General features: G+C 66.5%; 15 protein-coding genes. 4 read left to right on the top strand and 11 right to left on the bottom strand.

From position 1 onward, the window contains the following. Positions 1 to 64: 64 nt before the first annotated feature. The 3 genes from ASF09_RS15705 to ASF09_RS15695 are packed head-to-tail and all read right to left on the bottom strand — an operon-like array spanning position 65 to position 1,507. Entirely contained in the window at positions 65 to 511 is a 447-nt protein-coding gene (locus ASF09_RS15705; RefSeq protein ID WP_060527045.1) for a hypothetical protein, read from the bottom strand. Continuing rightward, positions 508 to 1,263 (bottom strand): prepilin peptidase, encoded by a 756-nt coding sequence (locus ASF09_RS15700; protein ID WP_060527044.1) that lies wholly within the window; start codon positions 1,261 to 1,263, stop codon positions 508 to 510. The genes ASF09_RS15705 and ASF09_RS15700 overlap by 4 nt, the downstream gene beginning before the upstream one ends. Further along, positions 1,256 to 1,507: a hypothetical protein gene (locus ASF09_RS15695; RefSeq protein WP_165886453.1), complete on the bottom strand. Its 252-nt coding sequence runs from the start codon at positions 1,505 to 1,507 to the stop codon at positions 1,256 to 1,258. Before ASF09_RS15695 ends, ASF09_RS15700 begins: the two co-directional genes overlap by 8 nt. 88 nt (positions 1,508 to 1,595) lie before the next feature. Between ASF09_RS15695 and ASF09_RS15690 the strand changes: the two genes are divergently transcribed. Next, positions 1,596 to 2,789: an acetyl-CoA C-acyltransferase gene (locus ASF09_RS15690; RefSeq protein ID WP_443025029.1), complete on the top strand. Its 1,194-nt coding sequence runs from the start codon at positions 1,596 to 1,598 to the stop codon at positions 2,787 to 2,789. 80 nt (positions 2,790 to 2,869) lie between these two features. Further along, positions 2,870 to 3,253 carry an endonuclease domain-containing protein gene (locus ASF09_RS15685; RefSeq protein WP_060527042.1) on the top strand — a complete coding sequence of 128 codons (384 nt, stop codon included), beginning with the start codon at positions 2,870 to 2,872 and terminating at the stop codon, positions 3,251 to 3,253. 105 nt (positions 3,254 to 3,358) lie between these two features. Here the strand turns inward: ASF09_RS15685 and ASF09_RS15680 are convergent, their stop codons facing one another. Next, positions 3,359 to 3,853 carry an SH3 domain-containing protein gene (locus ASF09_RS15680; protein WP_060527112.1) on the bottom strand — a complete coding sequence of 165 codons (495 nt, stop codon included), beginning with the start codon at positions 3,851 to 3,853 and terminating at the stop codon, positions 3,359 to 3,361. A gap of 124 nt (positions 3,854 to 3,977) precedes the next feature. On the opposite strand from ASF09_RS15680, the gene ASF09_RS15675 reads away from it, so the two are divergent. Further along, entirely contained in the window at positions 3,978 to 4,976 is a 999-nt protein-coding gene (locus tag ASF09_RS15675; RefSeq protein ID WP_060527041.1) for a 2-hydroxyacid dehydrogenase, read from the top strand. 143 nt (positions 4,977 to 5,119) lie between these two features. On the opposite strand, the gene ASF09_RS15670 is transcribed toward ASF09_RS15675, so the two are convergent. The 4 genes from ASF09_RS15670 to ASF09_RS15655 form a co-directional block, all read right to left on the bottom strand. Next, positions 5,120 to 5,365, bottom strand: a complete 246-nt coding sequence (locus tag ASF09_RS15670; protein WP_235529850.1) for a hypothetical protein — start codon at positions 5,363 to 5,365, stop codon at positions 5,120 to 5,122. 167 nt (positions 5,366 to 5,532) lie between these two features. Continuing rightward, positions 5,533 to 6,171 (bottom strand): LysE family translocator, encoded by a 639-nt coding sequence (locus ASF09_RS15665; RefSeq protein WP_060527040.1) that lies wholly within the window; start codon positions 6,169 to 6,171, stop codon positions 5,533 to 5,535. A 241-nt stretch (positions 6,172 to 6,412) separates the two neighbouring features. Then, the gene (locus ASF09_RS15660; RefSeq protein ID WP_060527039.1) at positions 6,413 to 7,816 is read right to left on the bottom strand and encodes an NAD(P)H-dependent flavin oxidoreductase; all 1,404 of its coding nucleotides are present in this window, start codon (positions 7,814 to 7,816) and stop codon (positions 6,413 to 6,415) included. 69 nt (positions 7,817 to 7,885) lie between these two features. Then, a complete protein-coding gene (locus ASF09_RS15655; protein ID WP_060527038.1) occupies positions 7,886 to 9,034 on the bottom strand; it encodes a glycosyltransferase in 1,149 nt (382 codons plus the stop codon). A 337-nt stretch (positions 9,035 to 9,371) separates the two neighbouring features. Between ASF09_RS15655 and mqo the strand changes: the two genes are divergently transcribed. Beyond that, positions 9,372 to 11,081, top strand: a complete 1,710-nt coding sequence (gene mqo, locus ASF09_RS15650; protein WP_060527111.1) for a malate dehydrogenase (quinone) — start codon at positions 9,372 to 9,374, stop codon at positions 11,079 to 11,081. Between the two features lie 126 nt (positions 11,082 to 11,207). Here mqo and ASF09_RS15645 read toward each other — a convergent pair whose 3' ends face one another. From ASF09_RS15645 to ASF09_RS15635, 3 genes are all read right to left on the bottom strand, one after another. Continuing rightward, entirely contained in the window at positions 11,208 to 12,317 is a 1,110-nt protein-coding gene (locus ASF09_RS15645; protein ID WP_060527037.1) for a glycosidase, read from the bottom strand. A 168-nt stretch (positions 12,318 to 12,485) separates the two neighbouring features. After that, positions 12,486 to 13,244, bottom strand: coding sequence for an SDR family oxidoreductase (locus ASF09_RS15640; RefSeq protein ID WP_056050664.1), 759 nt, complete (start codon positions 13,242 to 13,244; stop codon positions 12,486 to 12,488). Positions 13,245 to 13,311: 67 nt separating this feature from the next. Beyond that, positions 13,312 to 14,193 carry an alpha/beta fold hydrolase gene (locus ASF09_RS15635; protein WP_060527110.1) on the bottom strand — a complete coding sequence of 294 codons (882 nt, stop codon included), beginning with the start codon at positions 14,191 to 14,193 and terminating at the stop codon, positions 13,312 to 13,314. Positions 14,194 to 14,201 lie beyond the last annotated feature (8 nt).

Here is a 14,201-nt window from a genome sequence, read left to right as displayed (position 1 = left end):
CGATTCACCCCCATCTTCGTCCACGTAACGCACATAGGACGGCTTGGTTTCACAAAAATTAACCTCAGACACAGCCGATTAGGCCACCGACCGGCATGACGATCGTATCGCGTCCGGGGCGGTCGATCCGTAGCGTCGCTGACGTCACGGTCGCCCCCGCCGAGATGTCGGCGCGGACGGCGACCGCCATGTCGAGCGTCGCGGTCACATCGCCGCCGCGATACTGAGTCACGCCGCCAAAGCCGAAGCCGATCGCGGGCGACTGCGTCGTCATCGCGTAGTCAGTGGTCTTGCCGTCGATCGCCAGGCGGATCTGCGCGGGGTCGGCGGTCGCCATCGCGACGAGCTGCCGGCCGGTGTCCATGCTCCAGAGATACGCGGCGCATCCTTTGGCGGGGAGCTTCTGCGTGCCGATCGCACCGAGGGGACCCGGACCAGGATTCGCCCCCGGATTGGCCGCAGCAGACGGGGCCGCGGCCTGCAGCGCGAGCATGAGAGCGAGCGAGATCATGACGTCAGGCCTATCATGAACAGCCACGCGGGATAAGCCGCGATCGCCAGCAACGCGCCGAACGGGAGCGCGGTGTCCGCCGCCATGCTACGCCCCTTGAGGTGTGCGGCGAGGACGACGCCGAGCCCGATCATGCTCGCGATAAGCAGGACGGCGGGCAACATCTGCCACCCGAGCCAAAGCCCGATCGCGCCGAACAGCTTGGGGTCGCCGCCGCCCATGCCGTCGCGGCCACGTATGCGTCGATAGCCGAACGCGACCAACCACAGCGTGCCGAACCCGGTGAGACCGCCGATCAGCCTCTCAATGAGCGGCGGGTCGATACCGAGCGCGGCGCCGACGAGCCCGGTCGCAGCCAGCAGGATCGTCAGCCGATCAGGCAGCCAGAACGCGACGAGGTCGAGGCTTGCCAGCGCGAGCAACAGCCATCCGAACACCGCGCTGGCGATGCCGACCGTCCCCGGCGCAACGATCCCCGCAGCTAGGCCTATCGCCAACCCTGCCAGCTCGATCCGCCAATGCACCGGACTGATCGCGACGCCGCACCCTTTGCACCGGCCGCGCAGGACGAGCGCGCTCAGCAGCGGTACCAGTTCGATCGCGCGAAGAGTCCGCTCGCAGCCATCGCACACCGATCGCCCCTGCATCACCGATCGCCCGTCGGGCCAGCGCGTCACCAGTGCCGCGACGAAGCTGCCGATGATCGCGCCGAGCACCCCCAGCAACACCGCCCAGAACGCAGCCTCAGACACCCGTTTTCCGCACGAGGTAGCGATACACGCCGAGGAGGTTGATCCCGAACAACACGATGTTCTGCGTGCCCAGCGCCCAGTCCCCGGTCAAGGCCGCACCGCTCAGCCACGCGATCGAAGAGCCGACGAACAGCACGAAACCCCACCCCGTCACGCGCCGCCCGAAGTCGAGCGATACCATGAAGGCGGCGATCACCCCCGACCCTGCTGCACACCATTTGAGCGTCGCGATGAGTGTTTCCATGACGGGAGGTCTAGGCGCATCCCGCGGTGCTTTGTATTGCCGCACATCAACCCCAGATACGGGGGCAGAAGAATATATGGAGAGTGCAGTGGCCGCCGATCGAGATCCCATCGTCATCCTGTCCTACGCGCGCACGCCGATGGGATCGTTCCAGGGCGCGCTCGCCGGCGCGACCGCGACGCAGCTTGGCGCCGACGCGGTGCGCGGTGCGGTCGAGCGCTCGGGCGTGTCGGCCGCGGAGATCGAGCGGATCTACATGGGCTGCGTGCTTCCCGCCGGGCTTGGCCAGGCGCCGGCACGACAGGCGGCGATCAACGCCGGGCTTGGCGATCACGTCGAGGCGACGACGGTCAACAAGATGTGCGGATCGGGGATGCAGGCGGCGATCCTTGCCGCGGATGCACTGGCGGCGGGCTCGGTCGACCTCCTCGTCGCGGGCGGCATGGAGAGCATGACCAACGCGCCGTATCTCTCGAAAAGCCACCGCGGCGGCGCGCGGATCGGCCATGACCGGATGTACGACCACATGTATCTCGACGGGCTCGAGGACGCGTACGAACCTGGCAAGCTGATGGGCAATTTCGCCGAGGACACCGCGCACGAATACCAGTTCACGCGCAAGCAGATGGACGACTACGCGATCGAGTCGCTGCACCGGGCGCAAGCCGCGCAGAAGTCCGGCGCGTTCGACCGCGAGATCGTTTCGGTTGATATTGCCGGTCGCAAAGGCACCACGACGGTCTCGCTCGACGAACAGCCGGCCAAGGGCGACGTCGCCAAGATTCCGACGCTGAAGCCCGCCTTCTCGAAGGACGGCACGATCACCGCCGCCAACGCCTCGTCGATCTCCGACGGCGCTGCGGCCTTGGTGATGACCCGCGCAAGCGTTGCGGAGCGGCTCGGCATCACGCCGATCGCGCGCGTCGTGGCGCACGCCGCACATGCCCATGCTCCGGCCCTGTTCACGACCGCGCCGGTGTTCGCGATGCGCAAGGCGATGGAGAAGGCCGGCTGGTCGGCGTCGGACATCGACCTGTTCGAGGTCAACGAAGCCTTCGCCGTCGTCGCGATGATCGCGATGCGCGACCTTGGCCTGCCGCACGACAAGGTGAACATCCACGGCGGCGCGTGTGCGCTCGGTCACCCGATCGGGGCGAGCGGTGCGCGGATCGTGGCGACGTTGCTGTCGGCGCTGGAGACGACCGGGCAGAAGCGCGGGCTAGCGTCGCTCTGCATCGGCGGCGGCGAGGCTACCGCGATGGCGGTGGAATTGATGAACTGATCCGCTGACTTCCCCCCTCCCTGAAAGGGAGGGGCCGGGGGTGGGTTGCCCTCCGCATCTCTCTAGCGCAGTCTGGAAAGATGGCCCGCATCCCTCCCGAGATGACGCGGCGTGCTCGAGAGCTTCGCAACCATCCTACCGACGCAGAGATCGCGATCTGGCATAGGGTCGCGTATTTCCGCCCGCGGTTTACACGGCAGTTGGTGGTGGAGCGGTTTATCATCGATCTGGCGTGCCGGGAGGTGCGGCTTGCGGTGGAGTTCGACGGGAGCCAGCACATCGGCTCGGTTCGTGATTCGGCGAGAACGCGGCGGTTGGAAGTGCTGGGGTGGACGGTGATCCGGTTCTGGAACTCCGATGTCGCCCGCAATCCAGACGGCGTAGCCGAGACGATCCTGGCAAGCGTTATGCAACTTCAGCGGCTAACCCACCCCCAACCCCTCCCTTCCAGGGAGGGGAGCTAGAAGGTTGGTCGGCTAAAGGGGACGCTACCCTTCTTAACCCCCCTCCCTGGAAGGGGGGGCTAGGGGTGGGTCGGCCTCCGCATCAAGAAACGCCCTCCCAAAGCCTCAAGGCAAAACCTCACCAGCCTCGACACCCCAAAGCCCGCCAACGGCAACAAACCCCGCCTGCCCCTTCACATCCAACCGGCACCAGCCATTGCCGCACCGGCTCAGCCGCCCGACCACGCCCGGCGCCGCGCGCCACAGCAATCGGCTCCCCGCATCGGGCTTCTCGCGCAGGTCCACCGGGCCCGCGCCATGCACGATCGCGGTGCGCGTGCCGCTCAGCAGGTTCGCCTGCATCCACCCTTCGGTCCCGTCGGGATCGGCGATCTTGCGCCATTCCTTGAAGATCGCGACAACCTTGATGGGGAGATCCTGGCGTTGATACAGCCAGCTCGCCGGATACGTCCGTGCCGGCCCGGTCCGCATCCGTGCGCGCGACGCCGAGATCGAGGCGTAATAGGGCACGCTCTTCTTCGTCGCGTCGGCCGCGGTCACCGGGTCGGGCACCAGCGCGGTGGCAACAAGAGCGGAAAGCGCGGCGGCGAGAATGCGCATGATCATGTCCTAACTGGCGAACCGAACTCCTATCGCGACGAACCGCTTTCCTCAACCGGAGTTGCGGCCCCGAAGTTGCGGGCTCGACGTTGACGGGCACGAGCACCTTCGCCAAGCCGGTCGCATGATCGACACACGCCGCTGTTCGAACCCCAAGGTCGTCGTCACCCGCGAGCTGGCCGATACGCTGATGGACCGGATGGAGGCGCTGTTCGACACGCAGAACAACCGCGCCGACACCAAGCTCGACCGCGAGCAGCTCGCTGCGGCGATGGCCGATTGCGACGTGTTCGTGCCGACCGTGACCGACGACATCGACGCCGACCTGATCGCGGGCGCGGGCGACCGCCTGAAGCTGATCGCGAACTACGGCGCGGGCGTGAACCATATCGACCTGAAGGCGGCGCGCGCACGCGGCATCATCGTCACCAACACGCCAGGGGTGCTCACCGAAGACACCGCCGACATGACGATGGCGCTGATCCTGTCGGTCCCGCGCCGCCTGGCCGAGGGCGAGAAGCTGGTGCGCTCGGGGCAGTGGAAGGGCTGGAGCCCGGGCGGGATGCTCGGCCACCGGATCGGCGGCAAGGCACTCGGGATCGTCGGGATGGGGCGGATCGGCCAGGCGGTCGCGCTCAGAGCGCGCGCGTTCGGGCTGACGATCCATTATCACAATCGCACCCGTCTGCCCGCGGTCCGCGAGGCGCAGCTGGCGGCTACCTTCCACGCGTCACTCGACGACATGCTCGCTGCCGTCGACATCGTCACGATCCACACGCCCCTGAACGCCGACAGCCGCGACCTGATCGACGCCCGCCGGATCGGCCTGATGCAGCCGCATGTGTATTTGATCAATGCGGCGCGCGGCGGGATCGTCGACGAGGGTGCACTGGTCGAGGCGCTAGAGGCGGGCAAGCTCGCCGGCGCGGGGCTCGACGTCTGGGCACATGAGCCGGCGATCGATCCGCGGCTGCTCGCGTTGCCCAACGTTGTGATGCTGCCGCACATGGGCTCGGCGACGCTCGAAGGGCGTATGGCGTCAGGCGAGCGCGTCATCCAGAATATCCGGATGTGGGCCGATGGCCATCGCCCGCCGGATCAGGTGCTCGACGGCTGGGTCTGAGCTTCAGCGATCGATCCTCCCCCGCGAGGGTGAGGTGGCGCTGAAGGTGACGGAGGGGAAACGGAACCCACGTCTCGCTTTCCTCCCCCTCCGTCTGGCAAGTGCCAGCCACCTCCCCCTGACGGGGGAGGATTACAATACCCTCAGACCGCGCGCATCCAGTGGGTTCGAGCTACCGTCCCGGTCAGGACCTTGGAGCCGAACGCCTTGATGATCTTCGCGGCGTCCGCACTGTTCATCAGCACGACGCGCGTGCCGCCCGATGGCAGCGTCTCGATCGCGCTGATGGTCGCGTCGTGCTTCTTGCACATCGCGACGACCTGAGGCTGTTCGACGCTGACGTTGACCGCGCGCGAGATCGGCACGACCGTGTCGGTGCCCGTCGTCACGATGCGATCCCTGTAGATGCGATGGCTGAAGTGATCGTCATGCGGCATTCCCGGCTCGGAGCGGGAGCGCAAAGCATCTCTCAGTCGCAGCCTGCCCGTACGAAGCGCCGCGATGGCTCGGCTATGCGCGCTATCGCCCCGAACGGCAATGGCGCGGCCCGCTTTCGCTATGCTCGCACCCGCAGCAAAGCGAGACCGAACCCGACGAAGATCGCCCCCGTCACGCGGTCGAACGCGCGCCGCAATGCCGGGCGTGTCAGATAGCGTGCGAGCGTCCGCCCACCGGCAGCGTACACGCCGTACCAGAAGCTCTCGACCACCGCGAAGGTCGCCACGAGGATCGCGAACTGCGGTGCCTGCGGTAAGGCGCGGTCGACGAACTGCGGCAGGAACGCGGCGGCGAACAGCAGTAGCTTGGGATTGCTGATCCCGATCACGAACCCGCCGCGAAACAGGCGCCACGCCGACACGGTCGGGGGGAGCGCCACCGGCGTCGTATCGTCGCCGACGTCGATCGGAGACCCCGCCCCGCGCCATGCCTTGATCCCGAGGAATATGAGGTATGCTACGCCGGCATAGCGTAGTGCGTCGAACACCCTCGGCCACGCCGCGAGCAAGGCGGATACGCCCGCCGCGGACGCCGCCAGCACGAGCACCAGCGCGGTCAGGCACCCCGCCATCGCCGCGACGCTGCGCCGCGCGCCGAAGGCGATGCTGCGCGTCATGACGTGTAGCATGTTGGGTCCGGGCGTTCCGCATAGGAGGAACACCGCGACTACGAACAACCACCAGGCGTGTAGCGTCATGTTTACCCCCCTGCCCTTCATGCCGCGGCAGAAGAACTGGCTGCCTACTGGCGCCCGCAGCCTGCTCGAAGCCCTGCCAAAACATTCCGTCACCCCGGACCTGTTCCGGGGTCCACGGTGCGGCAAACTCACACCCGAGAGAGTGCGGCACCGTGGATGCCGGAACAAGCCCGGCATGACGGAGAAAGTGGCGTGTTGGAATGCAGTACCGCCGCTAAACTGCGGTTCACTTCCTCCAGCCTCAATCCCCCGTCAAAATCCGGTCGACCAGTTGCCCAACGCTCGGCACGAAACCGTTCGAGTAGAATGGATCCTTCTTGAAATTATACGCCGCATGCCCTGCGAACATCAGGTTCTGGTCGATGTCGCCGCCGTGCGCGATGTCCTGCAGCGTCTTCTGGATGCAGAAGCTGCGCGGGTCAGCGAGGCGACCGGTCGAGTTGGTCTCCGTATCCGCCCAGCTCGAGAACGAGCATTGCGACAGGCAGCCCATGCAATCCGACTGGTCCTTGCGGATCATGCCCTTCTCGGTCGGGCTGACGAACACCAGCGTGTTGTCCGGCGTCTTGAGCGCGTCGGTATAGCCCTCGCCGAACCACTGACGCGCGCGCAGCAGGTCGTTGCGCGTGACCCAGAAGTTCTTGCCCTTCACGCCGACGTCAAGCTGGAAGATGTGGTCGCCCGCCTCCTGCGTCGAGAAGGCTATCTGGCGCTCGGAACGTGCCTCCAAAGAGCGCAGGAACGGATTGCGCACCGCGGACGAATAGAAGCCCGTCGGCGAGAATTTGTGCAGCAGCACGTCGCCGGGCTCGATCTGCGTCAGCGCGTTCTTCCAACCCTCAGGGATCGGGCTTTCGCGCGTGAGAAGCGGCCGCGTACCGAACTGGAACGCGATCGTGCCGAGTTCCGGATTGTCGATCCAGTCGTTCCAGTCGCGTAAGTACCAGACGCCGCCCGCCATCACGATCGGCACATCGTCCGAGATGCCGCCTTCGCGCATCACGTCGCGCAGTTCCTTCACGCGCGGATACGGGTCCTGCGGCTTCAACGGATCCTCGGCATTCGACAGGCCGTTATGCCCGCCTGCGAGCCAGGGATCCTCGTACACCACCGCGGCAAGCCATTCGGCGGCCTTCGAATACGCCCGCTTCCACAGCGCGCGGAAGGCGCGACCTGAGCTGACGATCGGCAGGTAGCTGACGCCGTAGGACGCGGTGATCTCGGACAGCTTGTACGGCATGCCCGCGCCGCAGGTGACGCCGGCGACCTTGCCGCGCGTGCGCTCGAGCACCCCGTGCAGGATTCGCTGCGCGCCGCCCATTTCCCACAGGACGTTGATGTTGATCGCGCCCTTGCCGTCGGCGATCTCGTATGCGCGCTCGACCTGCTGGACCGCGCCTTCGATCGCGTATTCGACCAGTTCCTCGTGCCGGTCGCGCCGCGTGAGTGCCGCATAGACCTGCGGGATGATCTTGCCGTCGGGATCGTAGCTGTCGGCGTTGACCGCCGACACCGTGCCGATACCCCCGGCCGCAGCCCAGGCGCCGGCCGACGCGTGGTTGGTCGCGGCGACACCCTTGCCGCCCTCAACCAGAGGCCAGACTTCCCGACCGTTATAGACGATAGGCTTCAGGCCCTTGAACACGACGTCACCTCTCCCGGAAAATACGGCCCCCTATATCGCAAGGACGCAGCGCGCGAGCAATATTAAGACCTAGGTTAGTAGATCGCCCAGTGCACCCGGCCGCCCGAGCGCATCCTCGTACAGCGCGCGATAGCGAGCGATCATAACCGCTTCGTCGAATTCCGCCCGCGCCTTGGCCTGGTTCGCGGCCCCGACCGAGGCGCGCAAGGCGGGATCGCCGACCAGCGCCTGCAACGCATCACGCAACCGAACCTCGTTTGCGATCTCGGTCACGAACGGCAGATTCTCGGGCGCGACCATCCGCGTGATATCGCCGACCGGATAGCTCGCGATCGGCAGCCCCGCCGCCATCGCCTCGACCACCGCGATCGGAAACTGCTCGCTGCGCGACGACACCGCGAGCATGTCGAAATGGCCGATATAGCGATACGGCCGATCGAGAAATCCAGGCAGCACCAGCTTGTCCGCCATCCCCATCGCGGCGGCGGCTTGCAGGATGTTCGCGCGCTCCGGGCCCTCCCCGATGATAACCAGCCGCACGCGTCCGGATACACCGCCGACCGCACGGACCAGCGCGGTGAGGTCCTTCACCTCGCGCAGGCCGGCGAGCGCACCGATCACGGTTTCCTTGGCGTTGCGCGTGAACCCGGGGATCGCCTTGGGCTCGGGCTTCTGCGCGTAATAGGCGGTGCCGATTCCGTTGACGATCCGGTGGACGCGCTCGCGCGGCTGTTTCCAGGTCTTGAGCGCGATGCCTTCGAGCACCTCGGACGGCACCGCCAGCGCATGCGCCGCGCCCAGCGCGAGCCGCCGATAGATGTTGCGCTCGATCTTGAGCCCGTTCGCCTCGTCGGCGTTGAACCCGTCTTCGTGATGGACGAGCGGCGGCGCGCCCTTGGCGAACGCGCGGCGCGCCATCGCCCCATCGATCGCGCCCCAGTTGTAGGTCAGTACCAGGTCGAACCGCCGCATATACTGCGCGATCGCCTCGTAGCGCTTGACCGAAGGCTTGCCCGTCAACGGCGGTGGATTCTGTGCGATCTCGTAGCGGATGCCCTTCGCGATCGAGTCCCGCGCGCTGAGCGCATCCGGCATCCCCGATACGATGGTGTGTTTCGCCCGATCGCCGAACGCATTCATCAGCCGAACCGCGCGCGCTTCCTTGCCGCCGAGGTCGAACGACGAGTGGAGATGAAGGATGTTGACGGGTGCGGCCATTCGCGACCGATGCCGATTTTCGCGGCAGCTTTCAAGGTGGCGCAAAGCCGCTTCGGCCGGTGCGGTCTTGCACGATCGATACCGCGATGCCATTATATGACAACAACGTCATGCGCAGCAAGCAGCGTGACGACACCCGAAGACTGACAGAGAGTTGGACGAGGATTTCGAGCAGCGGTCGCGCTCGATCGATGGTTTTGCCTATATGCGGCAAGGTCTTCGCGCGGCCCGAACGACAATCCGGTCCTTCGGTCCCGCCCCCGCTGTCGAAGCGCTGGAGGCCGGACCAGACCGCCAACGACGAGGCACGACGATGCGGCTCCCTTCCAACGACGACATGACCACGCCCCAGCTGAACGGCGACTCCGACCGCGCGGCGGCGATCGACACGCGCGTAACGCGGCGCGGGCTGCTGGGGTCGGCGATCACCGCGGGCGGCGCGGCGATGCTGCCGCTGGCATCCGCCGACGCCGCCCCCACCGAGCGTAACGTCGACGTGCTGCTGGTCGGCGGCGGCATCATGAGCGCGACGCTCGCGGTGCTGCTCCACCAGCTCGAGCCGACCTGGACGATCGAACTGGTCGAACGGCTCGACAAGGTCGCGGAGGAAAGCTCGAACGGCTGGAACAACGCGGGCACCGGCCACTCGGCGCTGTGCGAACTGAACTACACGCCGGTCAACGCGGCGGACGGGCTGGTCGAGATCAAGAAGGCGATCGAGATCAACGAGCAGTTCCAGGTCACCCGCCAGTTCCTCAGCCATCAGGTCGATGCCGGGATGCTCGCCAACCCGCGCTCGTTCATCAACTCGACCCCGCACATGAATCTGGTGTGGGGCGATGCGAACGTCGCGTTCCTGCGCAAGCGGCATGCCGCGTTGCAGGCGAGCCCGCTGTTCTCGGGCATGGAATTCTCGACCGATCCCAAGCAGATCGCGCAGTGGGTGCCGGTCATGATGCAGGGTCGCGATCCCACCATGAAGCTCGCCGCGACGCGCTCGCCGCTCGGCACCGACTGCAACTGGGGCGAGGTCACGCGGCAATATGTCGACGCGATGCGCAAGCAGCCGGGCTTCACGCTGACCACCGGCCACGAGGTGCGCTCGCTGGAGCGGAGCGCGGACAAAAGCTGGCGGGTGACCGCGCGCGACATGAAGAGCGACGAGAAGCGGATCATCAACGCGCGCTTCGTGTTCGCCGGCGCGGGCGGTGGCGCGCTGCCGATCCTGCAGAAGTCGGGCATCCCCGAGGCGGACGATTATGCCGGCTTCCCGGTCGGCGGCTCGTTCCTCGTGACCGACAAGCCCGAGGTGGCGCAGCGTCACCTCGCCAAGGTCTACGGCAAGGCCGCGGTCGGCTCGCCGCCGATGTCGGTGCCGCATCTCGACACGCGCTATCTCGACGGCAAGCAGGCGCTGCTGTTCGGGCCGTTCGCGACCTTCTCGACCAAGTTCCTCAAGGAAGGCTCGTATTTCGATCTGCCGGCGTCGGTGACGCTCGACAATTTCCGGCCGATGATCGCGGTCGGCTGGGACGATTTCGATCTCGTCGAATATCTCGCTGGGCAGCTGATCATGTCGGACGCCGACCGGATGACCGCGCTGCGCGAGTATTTCCCGGGCGCGAAGGACGGCGACTGGCGGCTGTGGCAAGCCGGCCAGCGCGTCCAGATCATCAAGCGCGATCCGAACAAGGGGGGCGTGCTGAAGCTCGGCACCGAGATCGTCGCGTCTAAGGACGGCTCGATCGCGGCGCTGCTGGGGGCGTCGCCGGGTGCCTCGACCGCGCCGTCGATCATGCTCGATTTGTTGAAGAAGGTGTTCCCCAACCATCTCGCGACGGCGGCGTGGCAGGGCAAGATTCGCGAGATCGTCCCGAGCTACGGCGTCACGCTCAACGACAAGCCCGAGCTGATCGCCAAGACCTGGGCCGCGACGGCGCAGACGCTGCAACTGACGGTGCCGTCGCCCGCGGTGTTCGTGTCGACCCAGCCCAAGCCGGCGGCAACACGCGTCAAGGTCGACCGCAGCCCCGACCTGGCGCTCTGACGTATCCTCCCCCGCCAGGGGGAGGTGGCAGGCGCTTGCCTGACGGAGGGGGCGGACACGGAACCGGTGTTTCGCCGTCCTCCCCCTCCGTCGCCTTCGGCGCCACCTCCCCCTGGCGGGGGAGGATCAGGCGGCGAACACATCCTTCGGGATATGCGTGATCCGGCACGCCAGGTCCGCCTCGCCGCTTGCCACAACATAGAAGTCCCCTGCATCGGCGATGCCCGTCGTGAAGACGACGTTGTCGAGGTACATCTGGTCCTTCAGCGGCTCGGTCAGTTCGGGCTTGGGCTCGAGCAGCGCGGTATGTTCGGTCGCCACGGTGATCGAGGGATCGTCCTTGTCGAGGATCGACCAGTACGTCCGGTAGATGCCGACCACGCCCGACGGCTCGACACCGTGCCACAAGGTCAGCCATCCGCGATCGGTCAGGATCGGGGGCGCGCCGCCGCCCATCCGCGCGGTCGAGACGGTGGCCGAATGCGGGCGGATGCCGGGCTTGTCGTGCGGTTTCCAGTGCAACGCATCGGGCGATCGCGACAAGTTGATCGACGGCCCGCTGCGCCATTCGCTGCCCGGGGGATAGGCGAAATACAGGTCGCCGAGCGGTCGCGTCTGCGCCCAATACTGTCCGTCGATCAGCCCCTCGAAGATCAGCATGTCCTTGTTCTGGTGATCGAGCACGATACCCTCGAGCTGCCAGTCGAGCGCGTCGGCGGACGTATACAGCGTCGTCGAATGCCGCTCCGGGCTGACCGAGCAGGTCGTCATCAGATAGCGATCGCCGACCTTCGAGATCCGTGCATCCTCGACGCCGTAGCATTGGTACGACGTGCGCGGCGCGATCGCCTTGTCGTAATGCACCGTGACGACCGAGCGACCCTCGGCATCGAGTTCGACCGGCAACAGCCACGACAACGACGTCAGCGCCATCACCTTCCATCCGCCGCCGGGGATCAGGAATTTGCGCGGGTCCTTGGTATCCACCATCTGCAATGGCCACGCATCGAGCAGGTATGCGCCGTCCTGCCAGCGGATCGCGTGGACGTTGCCGTTCTTGACCGGCTGCTTGAGCGCCTCGGCGACGCGTACCATCAGCAGCAGGTTGCCGTTCGCCAGCCGCGTCATCCCGGGATTGAACGCGCCGAGCACATAGGTCTCGGCACCGACCTTCCCCGCCAGCGGCGAGCGCGACAGGTCGATGTCGGCGGGGGTGAAGACGAGCTGGTCGAACATGCTATTCTCCTTTGATTTACGTCGGGCGACTTCCACCTGCTCCGTCATCCTGACGAAAGTCAGGATCCAGGGTCATGAAGGACGCCGCTCCGTTACGCTGGATCCTGACTTTCGTCAGGATGACGGGAAGGGCGTGGCGCTCGACGAAATACCGCCGAGCCGTCTTGCCTACTCCCCCTCAAGCGCCCGCGGGACGATGACGATCTGCTGGATCACGGTCCGTGTCGGCTGCGTCAGGACAAACTCCACCCCGACCGCGATGTCCTCCGCGCGCAGCATCTGCTCCGCCTCGATCATCTGGCGCTGCTTGTCGTCGGGGACGTCGGGATACTGCATGTTCGAGCCGACCTTGCCCGGCTCGACCAGCGAGACCTTGATCCCCTTCGGCCCCAGCTCGCGCCGCAAGGCCTCCGAGAAGCCGGCGATCCCCGACTTCACCCCGGCATACACCGTCGAGCTCGGCCCGAGGATATGCGCGCTCAGCGAGCCGATGATGACGATGTCGCTGATCGGCTTCATCCGGTGCGCCGCGTGATGCGCGCTGAGCAGGTACGCGGTGAAGTCGACCGCGATCGCATAACGCAGTTCGTCCTCGCTCATCTGCGTCAGGCCGCCGGCCGCGACGGCCGCGTTGACGACGGTGATGTCGAAGCCCCCGAGATACGCCTCGCCCGCATCGAAGAACGCGCGGACCTTGTCGGGATCGGCGAGTTCGGTGATCATCCCGTCGCCCTCGCCGACTTCGCGAATGCGGGCGAGCGCATCCTGCAGATAGCGTTCGTCGCGGCCGCAGATATAGACCTTGGCGCCCTCCGATGCGAGCAGCACCGCGATCGCCCGGCCGATCCCGGTGGTCCCCCCGGTGATGATCGCGCGGCGGCCCTTCAGCGGGCGGACGGTGGTGTGGGCGTCGGAGAGTTCGGTCATCAAGTATCCCGGCTTGTCAGCAGATTGGCGGCGAAATGCACGTTGAAACACTGCGCGCCGCCCTCCCCTAAGCGCGGATCGCCGCCCCCTCAAGCGCGCGCGCCAGCAACCGGTCGATCGGCTCCTGCAGCATCGTCTCGCTCAGCGTCGGCGCGTGGCCGACGCCCGGCACCGTCACCACTTCGGCCAAGTCGAGCGACGCCGCCATCCGCTCCGCGGTCGCCGCCGACAGCAGGTCCGAGCGCCCGCCACGGACGATCAGCGTCGGCACGTCGCGCAGCGAGCCCAGCGCCTGCCACATGTCCGGCCCGGCTTCGTTACCCGGCACGCGGAACGGCTCGGCAATCTTCAGATCGTAATCGAGCACGATCCGCCCCGAACTGTTGAGCCGGTACAGCCGCTTGGCCATCGCCAGCCAATCCTCGATCTGCCAGTCGGGATACACATCGCCGTTATTCTCCGCGACGCAGCGCGCGGCGTGCATCCAGGTCGGGAAGACGCTGGACTTGCCGACATAGCCGCGGATCCGCGCCAACCCCTGCGCGTCGATCTCCGGCCCGACATCGTTGAGCAACGCCGCCGTCATCCGCCCCCGCGACGGCCCCGCCATCAGCATCGTGACGATTCCGCCCAGCGATGTGCCGAACGCGATGTACCGATTGATCCCCTGCTCCGTCAGCAGCGCCTCGACGTCCTGCACATAGGTCAGCGGGACATACGACATCGGGTCCTTCGCATACGCGCTCTCGCCACGCCCGCGAAAGTCCACTGCGATCAGGCGCCAGCGCCCGGCCAGCCTTGCCGCGAGCGCATCGAAATCGCGCGCATTGCGGGTGAGCCCGGCCATGCACAGGATCGGCGGTTGGCCTTCTTCGCCCCCCGGATAGTCCCTCGCATGGAGTCTGAGCCCGTCGTTGGACCACCAATAGAGGTTTTCGTATGCGGCCATGGTTGCGT

The organism is Sphingomonas sp. Leaf242 (assembly GCF_001422045.1).
Lineage (GTDB): Bacteria > Pseudomonadota > Alphaproteobacteria > Sphingomonadales > Sphingomonadaceae > Sphingomonas.
The sequence above is the reverse complement of the archived record's forward strand: the minus strand, read 5'-3'. Positions and strand labels throughout refer to the sequence as shown.